Raw genomic sequence first — 19,086 nt, 5'->3', positions numbered from 1 at the left:
ACAGATGGTGTCTTACCCATCGCAAGAAATTGCGTGCCCTGGTGGTGGAATTGGTAGACACAAGGGATTTAAAATCCCTCGGCGTTCGCGCTGTGCCGGTTCAAGTCCGGCCCGGGGCACCATCTATTATGTTGTTAAGTCAATTAACAACAGGCTAGGGAAACCTAGTAACGTTGGCGCGTTGGCAGAGTGGCTATGCAGCGGATTGCAAATCCGTGTACCTCGGTTCGACTCCGGGACGCGCCTCCATTCTCTTTGAGAATAAAAGCCCGAGTGGTGAAATTGGTATACACGACGGATTCAAAATCCGTTTCCTTCGGGAGTGACGGTTCAAGTCCGTCCTCGGGCACCAATTAAAATAACAAAGCCTCAGCTTACGCTGGGGCTTTGTTGTATCTAGCCTAATCAAAAATTTATCCCTACCTTTTTCTGGTCAACGTCTATTCTATATCTTTAATCTTATTATCGACGTCATAAATCAAATCCTCGCATCTTCTCTATAATCAACGCATAAGCCCGCTGAAAGACAGGTCCCTTAACTCCTTTCTGATTGGTTAACATTACACAAGGCCATAAAACTTCTTGTGCTGAAAACCCACTGTTTTTTAATTTCACTACCTTATCACCAGTAAAAGGTTTGGCTAGGTGATCGGGAATGATAGCCCAAGCATGAGGTGTTTCATTCAAGCATTTGACCATCAAATCAACCTCAGTAAAAAGACGATAGAAAGGGCTTAAGATAGTGAGTTTGTCTAATTCTGCGGCAATAAAGCTTTCTAGAATAAATTGAGGTTTTACTTGAAGGTAAGAGCGTGTATAGGACAAATTATTATCCATGGTTTTTTTATTAACATAAAGTGAGCAAGCGACTTGGCCTAAAGTCAGTGCTTCAAGTCCATCTTGTGGTTTAGCTCGATGAGATAAAGCCTGTAAAGTAATATCAATGGTTTGATTATCTAATGCATTAATAGCTGTTGTTTTGTTTTGGCATAACCAGTGAATTTGTGATGATGGGAATTCTGATGAGAGCTGAGTGCTGATATCAACAATAACCTGGTGGGGGATTACTACGTCATAACTGATGGTGAGACTATTTTCTATGCCATGAAAAAGATTATCAGCCAGACTTTGAATCTCTTTGTGTTGTTCCAACAGTAATTTACTGTAGTTATAAATATTTTTAGCTTCAGGTCTTAATCTCGGAAGTTTCTTTTCACGGTTAAATAGTTCAATACCTAATTCTATTTCTAAATAACTTACTAGTTGATGAATTGATGATTTATCTTTTCGTAGCAGACGAGCCGCCGCACTAAATGAACCAGCCTCAACAACCGCAACAAATGCATCCACCTGCTCAAAAGTAAATTTTCTCATGTCTGACTCGGTGTTTATGTTTGGATAGCCCCAACATAACAGAGATTACTTGAGAGGAAAAGTGGGCAACAATACTTTCAAATCGAAGAAAATAACAATATGAAGAGTAATGCAAAATATGAAGGATAAGTAGCAATGGAGAATACATCAAAATTAGCTCCTATAGATAAAGCAAAAACGGGAATGGCAAAATGGTTTAGCTTAGTTATTTTGCTTATGGCACAGATGGGCACTATGGGGGATAACTCTGGGCTTTCTGTTTCAACGGCATCTTTAATTAACGAACTTGGCGCATCGGTTTCTGATATTGCTTTTGCCAATGCCATGTATCCGTTGATTGCTGGTGCATGTATGATTGCAGGGGGAATGTTAGGGCTGATCTGGGGCTGGAAACGTCTTTTCCAAGTTGGAGCTTTATTGCTATGTTTAGCCGAAATTATTGCCGCTTATACTGATAATATTCAAATATTTATTTTTGTAGCTCGAAGCTTATCCGGTTTTGGTGCCAGCTTTTTAATTCCGGCAGTGTTAGGTTTAATTGTTGGTATTTATACGGATACCAAAGATCGCGCTATTGCTTTTGGTGCAGTTGCCGCAGCCGTTGGTGTTGCAAATACAGCAGCACCTTTAGTCTTTGGCTTTCTCATTGATAAGTTTGACTATCGTGTTGCCTTTGAAGCTCTTGCTATTTACTTTGGTATGATATTTATATTAGGTTTTGCATTAGAAAAAATTGAAAAGCCAACAGTAAAAATTAAGTTTGATTTTATTGGCACTATATTAGTTTCGATTGGATTACTCTCAGTAATTGTTGGCTTACTTAAAATATCAGAATGGGGTCTTATTACGCCATTATCACCAAGCTTCCATATTCTAGGTATTAGTCCAACTTTACCATTGGTTTTATTTGGTATTGCTATTCTTATTGTTTTTATTAAATGGGAGCATCAGTTTGAATTAAAAAATGGTGCATGCTTAATGCCTCAATCATTTATTAAAACACCTCAACTACGAGATGGTTTATATATGTGTGGCATGGTCTTTTTTGTCTTAGGTGCTTATATCTTAATTGGTATTACTTATTGTCAATTGGTTGCAGGATACAGTGCAACAGATACAGCTGTATTATTAATGGTTTTCTCTATGGGGATGCTAATAACATCACTGGCGACGCCAACTAAATTTGCTCATGTATCTTGTCGAAAGTTATGCATGGTTGGTATTGGATTCTGTGTTCTAGCTTCTTTATCTGGTGCTTTGGGAACTGAAATTGATTCAATTAACAAGGCCTTCTTTGCTTCAGCACTTTTTACTGGTCTTGGTTGTGGAATTATTGCTTCACAAGCATCATTAATCGTAACTGCTGCAGTTAATCAACGTGATGCAACTCAATCTGGTGGCGTTCAAGCAACATCAAGAAATATCGGTCAAACTATAGGTATTGCAGTATTGGGTAGTGTTTTGATGTTCTCTTTGACAAATATGGTCAAATCAGATGCGGCAAATAGTGACTTAATTAGTACTCAAACCAAGCAACAAGTTGAACAAATATCATCAATTCCATTTTTAAGTGATAAAGATTTCACTCAACTCGTTGAAAATAATATTACAGAGAAAAAAGACTATCCAGTACTTGTCGATATTAATCGTGAAGCTCGTAAATCATCAGCACAATTATCGTGGTTAGTATTAGCTGCAATGTGTTTTATGAGTATATTTACTTTAACGAAGAATATTCCAAATTATTCACTTATCAATAAATCGTAATAGAGGTATTTATTATGTGTACTCAAATTTCAATTCAAACATTACAAAATGATATTATTACCGGTCGTACTAATGAGTTTGGCCAGTATTACCGTAATAATGTAAGTTTCTTTCCTCGTCAATATGATGTGCCAAATTTTGCAATAGGTAAAAGCACGCATTTAAGAAAAGCGAAGTATGCAGTTATTGGTTGTAATATTGGTGAATTATTTGGTGATGCAGCATCTAGTCTTGAATTTTTAAGTGATGGCTTTAATGAAGAAGGGTTATCTATGGGTGTGTTGTACTACCCAAAGATGGCAACCTATGAGGTAGCAATAAAAGCAACAGATGAGATGATTGATGTTTTAGCAACGCCTTACTTGGTCTTATCTCAATGTAAAACTGTTGCGGAAGCGCGTGAATATATTGAAGCGCATCAAGGCAAATTTGTTGTATTAGCCGGAGCAGAACAGCCAGGGCATTTCTTGTTTATTGATAGAACGGGTGATGCAGCAGTATTTGAACCGGATCAAAAAGGTCGCATTGAAATTAAGCCATCAAATGGCATTATGACCAATAGCCCTCAGTATGAATGGCACCTAAAGAATCTAGGTGTGTACTCAAATATCCAACAGTTTGATACCGCAGATTCTGTTCTTCGCAACCTTGATGGTAGTTCGGCGCATTCTCATGGTACATGCGGTGCATTTGGATTGCCTGGCGATACATCACCAACATCTCGTTTTGTAAAAGCAAATTATTTAGCAAATGCGAGTACAAAATCAAATGTCGTTACTGCACAAGATGGCGTATTACGTCTACTTCGTATTTTTAATAATTTCGATATTATTCCGGGTATGGCGCTAAAACGTATTCCTGCAATGGCAAGTGATGAAACTGCAGTAAGTGGGGAAGTACCAACGACAATGGTTGATAATGCTGTTGAGACAGACTTTGAGAATACGGTAGCTGCTCATACTGACCATACGATTGTAAAGGATCTAACAAATCTTAAGTTCTACTATAAAGATTGGACTAATCAGTCAATTCGTTATGTTGCTTTTGAAGATTATGATCTTAATGGAAGTGATGTCGTGACTGTGAAGATGGTAGAGGATAATGCGCTTAAAGCTCAGCGAATTGTTATGAAATAGACGTTGAATAAAGAGGTTTAACGTCATTCAATTCTAATGTGGCATGTAGAGGTGCCACATTAGAAGTAAAATTTATTGTTATATTGTATTCTTGTTCGATACGGAGTATCGTTAATCGACGATTAGCGAAGTGGGGTGGTAAAATAATGACCAAATGTCCTGATTCTTGCCAAATATCTTTTACGGCAACAGATCAACAACTAAAGACAGAACAAACATTAGCAGCGCAAGCTAAAGCATTATCACATCCTGCGCGTTTGCGTATTCTTCACATTCTTCACACCTTAGATGCGATGGATAGCTGTTTAAACAGTGATCTAGTGTCTGAGTTAGGATTAGCGCAATCAACAGTTTCTGAGCATCTACGGATACTAAAACAAGCTAATTTTATTAAAGCTGAACCAAACCCACCTAAAGTGTGTTACCGCATTAACCGTGAAGCACTAAATACATTTAATGCTAAATTTTCAGATTTCTTGTCTTAATATTTTATTAAGTGCTTTATAGACAAGATTGGATTTCTTCATAACAATTAATCGTTATTCGACGATTAACGATTGGTTATTGTAAATAATAAAAATTGGAAGGTTACTATGACAACAAAGGTTTTAAATAGCCCAAATAATAAAATGCAGTTTCTTGATCGTTACTTAACGGTATGGATTTTTGCTGCAATGATCATTGGGGTGGGGATCGGCGCTGTTTTTCCTGAAGTATCTCAGTGGAATCAAGCGATGTCGGTTGGAACAACCAATGTTCCGTTGGCGATTGGTTTGATTTTAATGATGTATCCTCCTCTTGCAAAAGTAAATTATGGGTTAATGGGAAAAGTAACCAAAGATAAACAAGCCCTTACGTTATCTTTGGTCATGAATTGGATTGTTGGTCCTATTTTAATGTTTGTTTTAGCACTAACCTTCCTTGGTGATCACCCGGGATATATGGTGGGGATTATTCTTATCGGCTTAGCTCGTTGTATTGCGATGGTATTAGTCTGGAATGATATTGGAGGCGGTAATAAAGAGTATGGCGCTACATTGGTTGCATTAAACAGCGCATTTCAAATTCTGACTTATAGTGTTATGGCATGGTTGTTTATTACTGTATTACCACCATTATTTGGTTATCAGGGTTTTGCTATTGATATATCTATTTTTGATATTGCGGAAAGTGTGTTGATTTATCTTGGTATTCCTTTTCTTGCGGGTTTTATTAGTCGTAAATGGTTGGTCGCTAAAAAAGGAGAGCAATGGTACAACGAGGTGTTTATTCCGCGTATCTCGCCAATTACGTTAATTGCATTACTCGCTACGATTGTGCTGATGTTTAGTCTTAAAGGCGATATGATTTTAGCTTTACCTATGGATGTTTTTCGTGTTGCAGTGCCGCTTGTTATTTACTTTGTTCTAATGTTTTTTATTAGCTTCTTTGTCGGTAAGAAAATGGGTATTCCTTATGATAAGAATGCCTCTATTGCTTTTACAGCCACAGGTAACAATTTTGAATTAGCGATTGCAGTGTCTATCTCAGTATTTGGATTGAGTTCAGACCAAGCATTTGCGGGAGTAATTGGTCCTTTAGTTGAAGTTCCAGTATTAATTGCCTTGGTTAATGTTGCGCTTAGAATGAAACAAAAATACTATCCGTAATTCTATTAAATCAAGGTGTATATTAAAACAATGAATAGAGAAGAATTAGAGTGTTTATTATTGGGGTCTATAATTTGTGTTGCGGATAAAATGTAATCCCGTATAACCCTATCTTCTCTCTTAATTTATTTATATTACACTAAACATTAGGATTACAAGCATGCTGAATCATGTCGTAACAACCTACACCCGATCTATATTTGATGATGATATTGAAGAGGGATCTATTGATGATTTTTCAGATGAGTCAGCATTAGTCATCAATGTATCTTCTGATCGAGCAGACATGTTATCGATGTTGATTGAAAAAGGAATAGCGCTGGCTGATGGGTGCTATCATTTGATCGATGATGAAAATCGAATAGGGTATCGTGTGACCATTGATTCGAAAGATACCAATATTATACGTTTTAATTTAGTGCACATTACAGATCAAGACTCACGTTATTTAAATGCCTATGATATTGAAGTGATCGCTACTGCTGATGATAAGAAAGTGTATATTTCAACAATGCCTTATATGCCATTTTTTACTACTATTCTTGATATGTATAATGGTGATGAAGCACAAAAGATAGATGCATCGATACAGCAAGCTATTGAAGATTTATCATTAGGTTGGTTGTGCTATCATTTAGTGGATAACAACGTAAATTAATTATTATCGATTATAGTGATTATCGAGGTTGAGTTAATTTCTTTCGTATAGAAATTCAATAGCAAATTTTTTAAAAAAGCTTCATTCAAAGAGTGAGGCTTTTTTGCTTATGGGTCGAATGGTAGCGCTAACGTTGGTTACTTCTTTCTGGAAAGTTACTATTTTAGTATAATGGCATCTTTATTTATATTTGTTGTTAATCTAAACAATAAGGTATTCCTGACATGAAAGATGCATCAGTAATCATTGGATTAAGTAATCCTAAAAGTCCAACCAATATCGGTGCTGTACTCAGAGCAGCAGGTTGCTATAAAGCAGATGCTGTTATTTATACGGGAACCCGTTACGATAAAGCCGCAAAATTTCAGACAGATACTAAGAAAATGGCACAGACAATTCCATTATCTGGTGTTGAATCTATGCTTGATAACTTGCCGAAAGACATGAAGATTGTTTGTGTTGATTTTGCTGAGGGAGCAACATTATTGCCTCATTTTCAGCATCCAGACAAAGCGATTTATATCTTTGGCCCAGAAGATGGTTCTATTTCACAAGATGTAGCAGACAGAGCCGACCATGTTGTTTATGTACCCACGGTTGGTTGTATGAATTTAGCAGCATCCGTTAATGTTGTTTTATATGATCGTCTTGCTAAACAAGAAAATATTATCCAGAGTGATGACCATATTCGCCAAAATCGTGATAATAAAAATAACTTACGTGTAAGTGCTAAATAAATTTTTAATAAAATATCGCTAGATTATCGCCGTTGTAAATACGAACGGCGATAAATTCCATGTGTTATATGATATTATGCCGACTGTTTAACATCCCAAATTGTATAAAGTCCTAATGTGATTAATATTATTGCGCCTCCTAATATATCATTCAGAGATGGTTGCTCGCCAATAACTAAAAAGACATACAGTGGGCCTAATAAAATTTCCATTAATAAAATTAGACTTGTTTGCGCGGCAGGAATATAGGCTGCTGATTTTGAAATACACAAATAAGATCCTGGTACAACAATACCACCTAATATTAATAAATATAGCATTTGAATATGTGATAATGAAAAAGGTTGTGCCCCTTTAATATAAGCAAATACGGCAATCATAAAGCCAGCGATAATAAGAATATTAGCGGCTTGTTCCCCTTTCGTTTTGCGCATAGCAACGAGATAAATAGCAGTGGCTAATGCAGTGATTAATGCCAGTACATTACCTATCCATTGGCCGCCCGCAGGGGCAAAAGCAAAGATGATCCAAATGCCACTGGTTGCAACACCAATAGCCAACAGTGTCGGCCACTTCAATTTTTCTTTTAATATTAGAAAACCTAAAATTGCAGTAAAGAAAGGGGCGGTATTGATGATAACGAGCGTGCTTGCAACTTGGGTATAATGTAACGATTCAATAAAGCAAACAGTAGAGGCGGCAAAAATAGCGCCTAGTCCGAGTAATGATAATGATGGACGAGATATTTCAGTTGTAAATTGCTTTCGATTATAAAGTAATTGAAAAATAACTAACGCAATGCACTGAAATGCACCACGCCAAAAAAGGACATTCCATGCAGTAGAATTAGATAGTTTAACGAATAAACTATCAAAGCTTAATATCATTATGCCAATAAAAGCCAATAATAATCCGCGATTTTTATCGCTCATAATAATAGTTTCCTATAAATCTAGTTCAGTGAATTAATTTTTTTACCAATATTAGATGCTGAATACGTGATGAGTATCTAATAAATATTATACCTATAATGTATTAGTTACTATCTTTTAGGATTAATCAATCACTGAATCTAATATTACCTATGATTAGGGGCTATTTAAGCAGAAAATTTCATAGTTATGATGATTTTTGCGATTTGTCGTAAAGTATGTCTGCCTTTATAACGTTTTTTTCTTTTAGATTGGAACGATTATGAATAGCGATAAACTGATTGATGCTTTATTTACCCAAGGGTGGTTTGTCTGGGATAATTTTTTGACGTCACATGAAGTCAGTGAATTGAAAGCATGTATTCCAACAGATTGGAGCCAAGCTGGCGTTGGCCGTAATGATGAATATATGACTAAAAAAGCAATTCGAAGCGATAAAATTCAGTGGCTACAATCTGATATGGGGCCGCCAGTGAGCGATTTTCTACAACGAATGAACGACGTTCGCCTTGAAGTAAATCGCCATTTATTCTTAGGCTTATTTGAGTATGAAACACATTTCGCTAAATATGAACAAGGTGATTTCTATCAAAAGCATGTAGATTGTTTTCGTGGTCAAGAAAATCGTAAATTGACGACTGTTTTTTATTTAAATGAAGATTGGCAACCTGAGCATGGTGGTCGTCTGAAGATGTATGATCTTGATGATAATGAATTGGCAATGTTGGATCCCAAAGCGGGTCGGCTAGTCGTATTTTTATCTGAACTGTTTCCTCATGAAGTACTTCCTGTAACACAACAACGAGTTAGTATTGCTGGCTGGTTTCGTACCAATGGTGTTAGTGGAAATCAACTCGATATTGCTCGCTAATAGATAATAATAACTATCGTAGCTATATAAGCTTTATTTTTAATTATTTGAGCTTGTTATATATGCTTTATCGTATATTCTAATGTTTTTAATGATAGTTATAAGGTTTTTACTGTGAAACGTATTTTGTTTCTTTGTACGGGAAATTCTGCACGGTCGCAAATTGCAGAAGCATTAATGCGCCATATGTGTAGAGACAGTGAAACTACCATCGATCAATTTGAAATTATGAGTGCGGGGATGGCACCTGAAACTGTTGATCCCCGTGTATATAAAGTTCTTAATTATCACAATATTAATTCCGATAATTTAACCAGTGTATTAGCGTCGAGCTTACAAAATCAACATTTTGATGTTGTGATAACCTTATGTGATAAAGCCAGTAAAGAATGTGCGCTTTTCCCTGATTCAGATGCACTAATACATTGGGATTTTAAAGATCCTAAACTGCAAGCTGGCTCTCAAGGATTTTACGATGTTTTTGATGGTCTAAAAGCAAAGATAGCATTATTTTTGATGCTTAATGGTGATAATCAATCAGATACGATTGGTGCCGTTGAATTATTTAAAATCATGAGTGATCCATTACGATTACGTATTTTAATGCTGATTCATGATGAAGTTGCTTTATCTGTCGGGGATTTAACTAAAGCATTGCAGGTTAGTCAGCCTAAAGTTTCTCGTCATTTAGCATTGTTACGAGACAGTGGTGTATTACAAGACCAGCGTGAAGGTGTATGGATCTTTTATCATTTTCCTTGTGATTTACCACAATGGATTCGACACACCTTTGATACTGTGCGGAATGGTCAACCGGCGTTGATTAATCAAGAAAAAATACGTTTAAGTGCAATAAAAAATAGAAAAAAACCACAATTAACTAATATTATAACAAAGTAGGAGTTGTTACTTTATGGACAATTTACATCCTGTTTGGTCACTACCACTAAATGATACTACACCTTTAAAAGGTGGCTTATTATTAACGCCATGCCCAGGAACGAAAGGGGTTAACGCGATCACAAGTTTACGTCAGTTAAAAGCGGCGGGAGCAACTGTGGTTTTAACTGCATTAGAAGAAAATGAACTTTCGAACCAAGGCGTTCAATTATTAGCAGAAGCGTGTAAGTTATTAGGTATGCAATGGTTTCATGTACCTATCGAGGATGATTGTGCACCAACTGCTGATTTTGAAAAAAAATGGCAACGTGCCAATGATGCAGCACAAATAGCATTGAATAATGGTGAATTTGTTGTCGCTCATTGTAAAGGTGGCTCTGGTCGTACTGGAATACTAGCCGCACGTCTTCTACTTGCTCGTGGTATGCCTTTTAATGCAACACTTGCTTCTATTCAAGCACAAAGACCCGGTGCTTTTGCTCGCCAATCACATATTGATTATATTAAGCAATGGAATAACGATGCTAAGCATTAATTTCGCTTCATAAATACTGACTATTAAACCTCGCTGATGCGGGGTTTTTTGTTTTTTGGTGGCTGTTAAAAATATTTCGTGCAAAAAAGGTTTATTTTATTTTTTACGGCTGATATATTTGATTTTTCATATATATGGTTATTCATATATTTACTATTGGCAAGCTGAGGAAGGATCATGACAATTAAAGTAGGGATCAATGGATTTGGACGTATTGGCCGTTTAGCATTACGCGCAGCATTTGATTGGCCTGAGGTTGAGTTTGTATTAATTAACGATGTTGCAGGTGATGTTAATGCTTTGTCCCACTTACTTGAATTTGACTCGATTCAAGGGCGTTGGGAATATGCAGTGACTGTTGATGGTGGTCAAATGATGATTAATGGTCAAGCAATTCGTTATTGTCAGCAACAACATATTGCTGACGTTGATTGGTCTGGTTGTGATGTCGTGCTAGAAGCAACAGGTGTTCACCGTGACACTCAATATCTTAATCAATATTTAGAGCAAGGCGTTAAGCGCGTTGTGGTTTCTGCGCCCGTAAAAGAAGAGGGTGTATTAAATATCGTGGTTGGTGTTAACGATCATTTATTTGATCCAGAAAAACATCGTATAGTGACCGCTGCATCTTGCACTACCAACTGTATCGCCCCTGTTGTAAAAGTGATCCACGAACACCTTGGTATAAAGCAAGCATCATTTACCACTATTCACAATTTAACCAATACACAAACTATTTTAGATGCTCCACATAAAGATCTACGTCGAGCTCGAGCATGTGGCATGAGCTTAATTCCAACGACAACGGGTTCAGCTAAAGCGATTGTGGAAATATTTCCAGAGTTAGCCGGAAAAATTGATGGTCATGCAGTGCGTGTACCACTCGCAAATGCATCACTGACTGATATTATTTTTGATGTTGAGCGTGATACCTCTATTGATGAGGTTAATCAATTATTAAAAACAGCATCAGAAACAGATCTAAACGGTATTTTAGGCTTTGAAGCGCGGCCTTTAGTATCGATTGATTATCGCGGCGATCAACGTTCAACCATTATTGATGCATTATCTACAATGGTTGTTAATCAACGAATGGTTAAAATATATGCTTGGTATGACAACGAAATGGGTTATGCAACACGGACTGCAGAATTAATACGTAAAGTCGGATGTTAGTTATTAAGTATTAATTGTATTGAAATGTAGTGAGTATTTTATGTTAGCAAAGCTGAGCCAGTTACCCAATGATGTACGCCAATATATGTTGGTGACATTTAATTATTGGAATTTTACTCTCACTGATGGTGCATTACGAATGTTGGTGGTTTTACACTTCCATCAGCTTGGTTATAGCCCGTTAGAGATAGCCTCATTATTTCTATTTTATGAGTTTTTTGGCGTGGTCACGAATTTAGTTGGTGGCTGGCTTGGCGCGCGATTAGGTTTAAATCGAACCATGAATATTGGTTTGTTTATGCAGGTTGTTGCGTTGTTAATGCTTGCTGTACCTTCAGTAAACCTTACTGTTATATGGGTAATGTTCGCTCAAGCACTGTCAGGTATTGCTAAAGATCTGAATAAAATGAGCGCAAAAAGTGCGATTAAAACGTTGGTGCCTAATGAAAAACAAGGTGCGCTGTATAAATGGATTGCACTACTAACTGGATCAAAAAATGCACTAAAAGGTGTTGGCTTTTTCCTAGGGGGAGCATTACTGGCATTGATTGGTTTTCAAGGCGCGGTCGTTGCTATGGCTGGTGTACTTGCGGTTGTCTTTATATGTAGCCTGTTGTGGCTTGATAAAGATCTTGGTAAAGCAAAGAGCAAGGTGAAATTTAGTCAGATTTTCTCAAAAAGTAGAAGTATAAATATACTCTCAGCTGCGAGAATGTTCCTTTTTGGCGCACGTGATGTTTGGTTTGTTATTGCGTTACCACTATATTTGGGACAAGTTTTTGGTTGGGACCATTTACTGGTAGGTGGCTTTTTGGCTCTGTGGGTCATTGGTTATGGTTTTGTTCAAAGTATCGCGCCAAGAATTACAGGAAAAACAGAGGGTATCGTACCTGATGGGCGAGTTGCATTTGGATGGGCAATGGTACTGGCGGTGGTTACAGGAGTGATAGCCATTGCATTACAATTTAATTGGTACCCACAGTTAATTATTATTATTGGTCTAATGATCTTTGGTGCAGTTTTTGCTGTTAACTCCTCATTACATTCTTATTTAATAGTAAGTTATGCCAAAGGTGATGGTGTAAGTTTGGATGTTGGTTTTTATTATATGGCTAACGCAATGGGACGTTTAATCGGAACATTACTTTCAGGTATGGTATATCAATTATATGGCTTGGCTATGTGTTTATGGATAGCGTTTATTTTTATAATGATAACAACAATTATATCATTATGGTTACCACGTCGTAGTACAACTGCGGTGTCTATTTAGCCTAATTGCGTTATTGTTTTTAGCTATAAAGTGATATTTATCGGAAAGATTTTAAATAAAGTTTATTATCAATACTGACCTTCTTTAATTATGCTATGACATACGGTATATTAGGAGGTCATTATTTATATAGTATTAAAGATAGTTATTTTTCCAGATATATTGCTTAGGCTACTGATTACTTATGGTTACAACATTAAAAGCATTAAAACGAAACAGTTATGGTGGTGAGTTCATACAAGAGGCATTGCATACTGTTTATGAAACGTTAAAGCCTACACATTGTTATATTGCTTATTTTGATAAAAATCATCATAAAGCGACATCCTTAGCTTATTCTATTGACGATCACTTTTCGAATACCGTATTCACTTATTTAATTAATCATTCTCTTTGTGAGCGGATGATATCCTCTGGAAAACCTTACTATTTTTCTAATAATATTCCACAGATATACCCATTCAATCAGATAATCTCTTCTCATTCATTACAACATTATCTTGGTATACCAATATTTTCTAGGCATAGTGAAATTGTGGGTGTTATTGGATGTTTGTTTGAACATCCTTATTTTTTCTCTGAAGAACAGCATGGTGAGTGGTGTCAAGTTCTTGGCGACATACTTGGATCTGATGTCCAATATTTAGCGTTGTTGTCAGAACAGAAAAAACTCCTTTGTGAAATGGAAGAATGCCAGCAAGAAGCTCAACTTGGCAATTTTCATGTAGATATAGCAACAGGTAGCGTTTATTGGAGTAAGGAAATTTACCGAATATTCCAATGCGATACTGAGAGTTTTACGCCTAACGAAACAACGACGAATCAATATATTCACCCGGATGACCGTGAACGTGTTATTGAACTAAGGCGTGATATGCTTGATAGCAATAGCGTGAGTTATAACGTTATCTATCGCATTGTTTTAGCAGAAGGTAAAAATAAATACTTACGTGAGCATTGTCATATACTGCGTGATATTAATGGTATTGCTACATTAATTAAAGGTATTGTACAAGACATTACCGAATTTTATTACCTTTCAAATAAATTAGATCAAGCATCAGATAAATTAAGCGTAACCTATAATGCCGTTACTGAAGGTATATGGGAATATAGTTTAGAAACGCAAGTATTATTAACATCACCTAAGTTTTGGGATATTTTAGATATCAATGAAACTCATGTTAACAATATATATGATTGGGTCATGATGATTCATAAAGATGATCGTTTAGCTGTTGTTAAATGTTTTTCAAGTTTACGTAATGGTGATACAACCTCAATTGATGTTGATTTTAGATTACAATCAGGAAACAATGAAAAAAACTGTCGCTGGTTTAATTGTAAAGGTAATATTATTGAATCAAATAGTATTAACTATTTTAATCGTATTGTCGGTATATTAATTGATATAACAGATGCTGTTGTAGCAGAACAACAAGTAACGCTAGCTAAAACAGTTTTCGATAATACGTCTGAGTGTATTGTTATAACCGATAAAGATAATAATATAATTTCAGTAAATAAAGCCTTTGAAAAAGTAACGGGCTATAGCCATGCTGAAATTATTGGTGAGAACCCACGTGTATTAGCATCGGGTTATCATAATGCCGCTTTTTATAAACAAATGTGGCATAGTCTTGAGACAACAGGAACATGGCAGGGGCAATTAAATAATCGCCGCAGTGATGGTGTTGTTTATCCTGAAGAAATGACGATTAATAAAATTGAAGATGATCATAATGTTATTAATTATGTCGGTGTTTTTCATGATATTAGTTCTCGAAAGCAAACAGAAAAGAAATTAAAGCTATTAGCAAATAATGACACGCTTACGGGGTTAATGAATCGTCGCCGTTTTATTGAAAAAGTAGAAAAACACATCGGTCAAATTAATGACGTAGCAATGGATAATTCACCGTCGTCAGTGTGCTCACTTTTATTTATTGATCTTGATGACTTTAAGATTTTCAACGATCTTTATGGGCATGATTTCGGTGATAAAGTGTTACAAAAAGTAGCTAATATTCTTAGAACGACGGTATGTGAGCATAGTGTGATTTGTCGTTATGGCGGTGATGAATATGCAGTTTTAATTAAAGAGCAAGACGTTAATTATGCTCAACGTATTGCTAATCAATTAGTGAAAATTATTTCACAACCGCTTAAATGTGATGATATTGATATAAATTTAACTGTCAGTATCGGTATATCATCGTATCCTGAAAGTGGTACCACGCACCAAGCTTTACTTAAGAATGCTGATTATGCTATGTATGAGCAGAAGTGGTTAGGGCGTAATGGTGTCTGTGTTTATGATCAACAATTACAACATGAATATATCCGCAAATTAAAATTACGCGATAAATTAAAGCATGCCATCAGTGCTCAAAAAATAATTGTCCATTATCAGCCTATTGTTGATAATAAAACAGGTCACGTATGTAAATTTGAAGCATTAGCGCGTTGGTATGATGATCAAGAGGGCTTCATCTCTCCTGGGGTCTTTATTCCTATTGCTGAACGTTACGGATTAATTGGCATGTTAGGTCAATTAGTTTTTGAAAAAGCGTGTGCTGATTTAGATCGTATTCACCGTAGTGGTTTTACCGATGTTGTTTTTTCAATTAACCACTCAGTAAAAGAATTTTCACAGCATAATCAAGAGTATATTTTTGAAACAATCAATAACTATAACTTACCTTATAGCGCAATAATGATTGAAATTACTGAATCAACAGCCCTTGATGACGGTAAGAACATTATTGATATTCTTGCGGCATTTAGAGCTCGTGGTATTGCGATTTCATTGGATGATTTTGGTACGGGTTATTCGTCGTTAGCTGCCATTATTGATATAAAACCCGATATTATTAAGATTGATCGAAGCTTTATTGTTGATATTGAACACAGTAAAGAGAGTCAAATGTTGGTGTCATTGGTTATCGATCTTAGCCGTAAATTGAAGGTTGAAGTTGTTGCTGAAGGTGTTGAAACGCAAGCGCAATTAGATATTTTATCTGAGATGGCATGTCATTATATTCAAGGCTTTTATTATAGCCCCGCAGTAGCGATTGATGATGCGATTACAATTCTTCAAGTACGTAATAAATAATGAAGTTGTTGTGTAATGAACGGTGTGCTGTTATTTGTAAAATTAGGGTGTTATAAAAGCAGTTCTTTTATTCATAGAAATTATCGTTTGGTAAATAATGCAAACTCTTTTTTTTGATTTTGATGGCACATTAGTTGATTCGGAAACGTTTCACGCTAACAATTGGAGTGCCTATTTAGCGACATACGGTGTTACGTTAACGGCAGAGGATTTTATTGAATATTATGCAGGGGTAACGTGGCCAAAGATAGCGAAGCATTTTATTGATAGTTATCAACTTAATGTAGATATCATTACTATTACGACTGAAATGGAAGCATTGACTGATACTAAAATTCGTCAGCAAGGGATCCCCGCGTTACCTGGCGTTGATGCTGTGCTTCACGCTTTTTCAGGTAAAGTACCTATGGCGGTTGTGACGGGAGCTCCACGAGATTACGTTGAAGGTGTCTTAAAACTACATGGTTGGTTAGATTTATTTGATCAGGTATTTAGCGGCTATGAAGTTGAAAATAATAAACCGTCTCCTGATGTTTACTTACATGCTTGTCAAGCAATGAAGGTTCAACCTTACCAAGTGGTTGCGATAGAAGATAGCCGTACTGGTTTACAATCTGCAAAAAATGCCGATATTTGTTGCCTATTGATTAACGGTCATCCTTCATTAACAACAACTGACGCTGACCATTTATTTGTTTCAATGGTTGAGGCAAAACCATTACTAGATTCATTATTTAGAGATAAATTATCATCAGCAGCTGCGTGAAGTAAGCAATTATCTTGTACTAAGAATACGCTATGTTAAATTATGCACGATTAAAATAACTAAGATAGGTTTATGATGGAAAACGAAGAAATCATGACGGGTGACATGCTGGTTGAAACTGTTGAAAACCAGCTAACTGACGGTAATCCATTAGTTGTAAAAGAAACATTGATGCGTTTAATGATGACAGGTACAGCACGTGATGAAGCGGTGCAGATGATTGCTTGTGCATTATCTATTGAAGTTTTTGATGTAATGAAAAATGATGGTAAGTTTGATTTAAAACGTTACCGTGAAAACTTAACGGCTTTACCTGATATGCCTTGGGAAGATGATATCTAATTTAAGCCTGTTATGATTAAAAAAACCGTGATATTTTATCGCGGTTTTTTTATACCTGTTTTTACGGATTATTATTTTATATATCTATCAATAACTAGTGATAGTCATTGATTTTTAATTAAAAAATAGTGGGAAATATCTATTATTGTTAACTATTGTATATATATGACTAGTAAAAATAGATAAGGATACACTGATGAAAATTGGTATTCCTAAAGAGATCAAAATACATGAGTATCGTGTTGGTATGGTGCCAGCCTCGGTAAAAGAAGCGGTATTACATGGTCATACTGTTTATGTTGAAACGCTTGCTGGGACGGGGATAGGGTGCAGTGATGAAGATTATATTGCGGTAGGTGCACAAATTGTAAATTCAGCACAAGCAGTGTTTGAGTTAGCCGACATGATCGTTAAGGTCAAAGAACCACAGCCATCAGAGCGGATGTTGTTACGTAAAGGGCAAATATTATTTACGTATCTTCATTTGGCACCAGATAAAGAACAGACACAAGACTTAATCAATAGTGGAGCAATATGCATTGCCTATGAAACAGTAACTGATGATAATGGTCAATTACCGTTATTAGCTCCTATGTCAGAAGTGGCAGGCAGAATGTCATTACAAGCAGGTGCCTTTGCGCTTGAAAAATCACGAGGTGGTCGAGGTATTTTATTAGCTGGCGTACCTGGTGTTGCTCCTGCAAATGTAGTGATTCTTGGGGGCGGTGTTGTTGGAATGAATGCCGCACAGATGGCTGTTGGTTGCCGTGCTAATGTGGTTATTATTGATCGAAATATCGAAGTATTACGTCAGCTTGATCGTCTTTTTTCTGGCGCTGTAACTTGTCTTTATTCAACCAATGATACTATTGAAAAACATGTTCTTGCCGCAGATCTTGTGATTGGGTGTGTGCTTGTTGCGGGAGCACAAGCACCAAAATTAGTTACAAAAGATATGATACGCCGCATGAAAGCTGGATCTGCAATTGTTGATGTTGCGATAGATCAAGGCGGATGTATTGAAACATCTTATCCAACCACCCATGATAATCCTACTTATATTGTTGATGATGTTGTGCATTATTGTGTTGCTAATATGCCTGGTGCTGTAGCAAGAACATCAACATTTGCCCTTAATAATGCGACCTTACCTTATATTTTACAATTGGCTGATTTGGGTTATAAAACAGCACTGACAACAAATAAACATTTACTCAATGGCCTAAATATTTATCAGGGGCAAGTCACTAACTATAGTGTAGCTCAAGCGCTAGGTTATCCTTACATATCAAGTGTTTTTGCTTGATGTAAGGTTGCGATTCTTGACAACATAGCCAAAGAGCGTTGATGTTCTTGTTCTGTCGCTGACGTACATGCATCGCTAATAATATGGGCACAATAATCACGATCATGGGCATCTCTGACGGCAGATTGAATTGCCCAACAAGTACTAACACCACAAAAGTAAATATCAGTGATCGCATTAGCACGCAAGACGCTATCAAGAGCCGTGTTATAGAAAGGGTTGACTCTTGATTTTGTGATCACCATATCATGCTCAGTTACCAGAAGATCTGGGTGAAACTCTGTTCCCCATTGCCCCAATTCTAATGCACGGTATTGTTGGGCTTTACCAAACATCGGAGATTGATGGGGTAATTCAAGGTAGCTAGATTGAAATCCGACTTTGACAAAGATACAAGGGAGATTATTTTTTCTTGCCCATTGAATGGCAACATTTGCATTATGAATGACATGATTGGCACTAACTTGTGCAGCACAGCTGGGAATTTTACCATTCTTATCAACGATGTCATTAATGAAGTCAATGATAACTAATGCTTTGTTCATGTTG

The 19,086-nt window shown here is 36.4% G+C and carries 18 protein-coding genes and 3 tRNA genes; 18 read left to right on the top strand and 3 right to left on the bottom strand.

The window, feature by feature from the left end; all coding sequences use genetic code 11:
• Positions 1 to 35 precede the first annotated feature (35 nt).
• From C9I86_RS16615 to C9I86_RS16605, 3 genes are all read left to right on the top strand, one after another.
• Positions 36 to 122 (top strand) — tRNA-Leu (locus tag C9I86_RS16615).
• Between the two features lie 53 nt (positions 123 to 175).
• Positions 176 to 249, top strand: a tRNA-Cys gene (locus tag C9I86_RS16610).
• 18 nt (positions 250 to 267) lie between these two features.
• A tRNA-Leu gene (locus tag C9I86_RS16605) sits at positions 268 to 352 on the top strand.
• A gap of 119 nt (positions 353 to 471) precedes the next feature.
• Here C9I86_RS16605 and C9I86_RS16600 read toward each other — a convergent pair.
• Positions 472 to 1,374 (bottom strand): LysR family transcriptional regulator, encoded by a 903-nt coding sequence (locus tag C9I86_RS16600; RefSeq protein WP_107276967.1) that lies wholly within the window; start codon positions 1,372 to 1,374, stop codon positions 472 to 474.
• Between the two features lie 135 nt (positions 1,375 to 1,509).
• On the opposite strand from C9I86_RS16600, the gene C9I86_RS16595 reads away from it, so the two are divergent.
• The 6 genes from C9I86_RS16595 to C9I86_RS16570 all read left to right on the top strand — a co-directional run bounded on the left by C9I86_RS16595 (position 1,510) and on the right by C9I86_RS16570 (position 7,321).
• Positions 1,510 to 3,141: an MFS transporter gene (locus C9I86_RS16595; RefSeq protein ID WP_107276966.1), complete on the top strand. Its 1,632-nt coding sequence runs from the start codon at positions 1,510 to 1,512 to the stop codon at positions 3,139 to 3,141.
• A 14-nt stretch (positions 3,142 to 3,155) separates the two neighbouring features.
• Positions 3,156 to 4,277 carry a linear amide C-N hydrolase gene (locus tag C9I86_RS16590; protein WP_107276965.1) on the top strand — a complete coding sequence of 374 codons (1,122 nt, stop codon included), beginning with the start codon at positions 3,156 to 3,158 and terminating at the stop codon, positions 4,275 to 4,277.
• Positions 4,278 to 4,420: 143 nt separating this feature from the next.
• Positions 4,421 to 4,762 (top strand): helix-turn-helix transcriptional regulator, encoded by a 342-nt coding sequence (locus C9I86_RS16585; protein WP_107276969.1) that lies wholly within the window; start codon positions 4,421 to 4,423, stop codon positions 4,760 to 4,762.
• Positions 4,763 to 4,870: 108 nt separating this feature from the next.
• Positions 4,871 to 5,926, top strand: a complete 1,056-nt coding sequence (arsB, locus tag C9I86_RS16580) for an ACR3 family arsenite efflux transporter (protein WP_107276964.1) — start codon at positions 4,871 to 4,873, stop codon at positions 5,924 to 5,926.
• Positions 5,927 to 6,086: 160 nt separating this feature from the next.
• The gene (locus tag C9I86_RS16575; protein ID WP_107276963.1) at positions 6,087 to 6,584 is read left to right on the top strand and encodes a hypothetical protein; all 498 of its coding nucleotides are present in this window, start codon (positions 6,087 to 6,089) and stop codon (positions 6,582 to 6,584) included.
• Between the two features lie 224 nt (positions 6,585 to 6,808).
• The gene (locus C9I86_RS16570) at positions 6,809 to 7,321 is read left to right on the top strand and encodes an RNA methyltransferase (RefSeq protein WP_080157725.1); all 513 of its coding nucleotides are present in this window, start codon (positions 6,809 to 6,811) and stop codon (positions 7,319 to 7,321) included.
• Between the two features lie 74 nt (positions 7,322 to 7,395).
• On the opposite strand, the gene C9I86_RS16565 is transcribed toward C9I86_RS16570, so the two are convergent.
• Positions 7,396 to 8,253 carry a DMT family transporter gene (locus C9I86_RS16565; protein ID WP_080157724.1) on the bottom strand — a complete coding sequence of 286 codons (858 nt, stop codon included), beginning with the start codon at positions 8,251 to 8,253 and terminating at the stop codon, positions 7,396 to 7,398.
• Positions 8,254 to 8,515: 262 nt separating this feature from the next.
• Between C9I86_RS16565 and C9I86_RS16560 the strand changes: the two genes are divergently transcribed.
• The 9 genes from C9I86_RS16560 to ald all read left to right on the top strand — a co-directional run bounded on the left by C9I86_RS16560 (position 8,516) and on the right by ald (position 18,537).
• A complete protein-coding gene (locus C9I86_RS16560; RefSeq protein WP_107276962.1) occupies positions 8,516 to 9,124 on the top strand; it encodes a 2OG-Fe(II) oxygenase in 609 nt (202 codons plus the stop codon).
• A gap of 114 nt (positions 9,125 to 9,238) precedes the next feature.
• Positions 9,239 to 10,024 (top strand): metalloregulator ArsR/SmtB family transcription factor, encoded by a 786-nt coding sequence (locus C9I86_RS16555; RefSeq protein WP_107276961.1) that lies wholly within the window; start codon positions 9,239 to 9,241, stop codon positions 10,022 to 10,024.
• A 13-nt stretch (positions 10,025 to 10,037) separates the two neighbouring features.
• Positions 10,038 to 10,559 carry a dual specificity protein phosphatase family protein gene (locus C9I86_RS16550; RefSeq protein WP_080157721.1) on the top strand — a complete coding sequence of 174 codons (522 nt, stop codon included), beginning with the start codon at positions 10,038 to 10,040 and terminating at the stop codon, positions 10,557 to 10,559.
• Positions 10,560 to 10,736: 177 nt separating this feature from the next.
• Complete coding sequence (locus tag C9I86_RS16545) at positions 10,737 to 11,735, top strand: ArsJ-associated glyceraldehyde-3-phosphate dehydrogenase (RefSeq protein ID WP_107276960.1); 999 nt, start codon at positions 10,737 to 10,739, stop codon at positions 11,733 to 11,735.
• Positions 11,736 to 11,775: 40 nt separating this feature from the next.
• Positions 11,776 to 13,008, top strand: coding sequence for an organoarsenical effux MFS transporter ArsJ (gene arsJ / locus C9I86_RS16540; RefSeq protein ID WP_080157719.1), 1,233 nt, complete (start codon positions 11,776 to 11,778; stop codon positions 13,006 to 13,008).
• A gap of 184 nt (positions 13,009 to 13,192) precedes the next feature.
• Complete coding sequence (locus C9I86_RS16535) at positions 13,193 to 16,123, top strand: EAL domain-containing protein (protein WP_107276959.1); 2,931 nt, start codon at positions 13,193 to 13,195, stop codon at positions 16,121 to 16,123.
• A 97-nt stretch (positions 16,124 to 16,220) separates the two neighbouring features.
• Positions 16,221 to 16,889: an HAD family phosphatase gene (locus C9I86_RS16530; protein WP_080157717.1), complete on the top strand. Its 669-nt coding sequence runs from the start codon at positions 16,221 to 16,223 to the stop codon at positions 16,887 to 16,889.
• 75 nt (positions 16,890 to 16,964) lie between these two features.
• Positions 16,965 to 17,231, top strand: coding sequence for a hypothetical protein (locus C9I86_RS16525; protein ID WP_080157716.1), 267 nt, complete (start codon positions 16,965 to 16,967; stop codon positions 17,229 to 17,231).
• A gap of 196 nt (positions 17,232 to 17,427) precedes the next feature.
• Entirely contained in the window at positions 17,428 to 18,537 is a 1,110-nt protein-coding gene (gene ald / locus C9I86_RS16520; RefSeq protein WP_107276958.1) for an alanine dehydrogenase, read from the top strand.
• Here ald and C9I86_RS16515 read toward each other — a convergent pair.
• Positions 18,513 to 19,082 (bottom strand): cysteine hydrolase family protein, encoded by a 570-nt coding sequence (locus tag C9I86_RS16515; protein ID WP_080157714.1) that lies wholly within the window; start codon positions 19,080 to 19,082, stop codon positions 18,513 to 18,515. The genes ald and C9I86_RS16515 overlap by 25 nt on opposite strands.
• Positions 19,083 to 19,086 lie beyond the last annotated feature (4 nt).

Source organism: Photobacterium sp. NCIMB 13483, assembly GCF_003025475.1.
Classification (GTDB): domain Bacteria; phylum Pseudomonadota; class Gammaproteobacteria; order Enterobacterales; family Vibrionaceae; genus Photobacterium; species Photobacterium piscicola.
The sequence above is the reverse complement of the archived record's forward strand: the minus strand, read 5'-3'. Positions and strand labels throughout refer to the sequence as shown.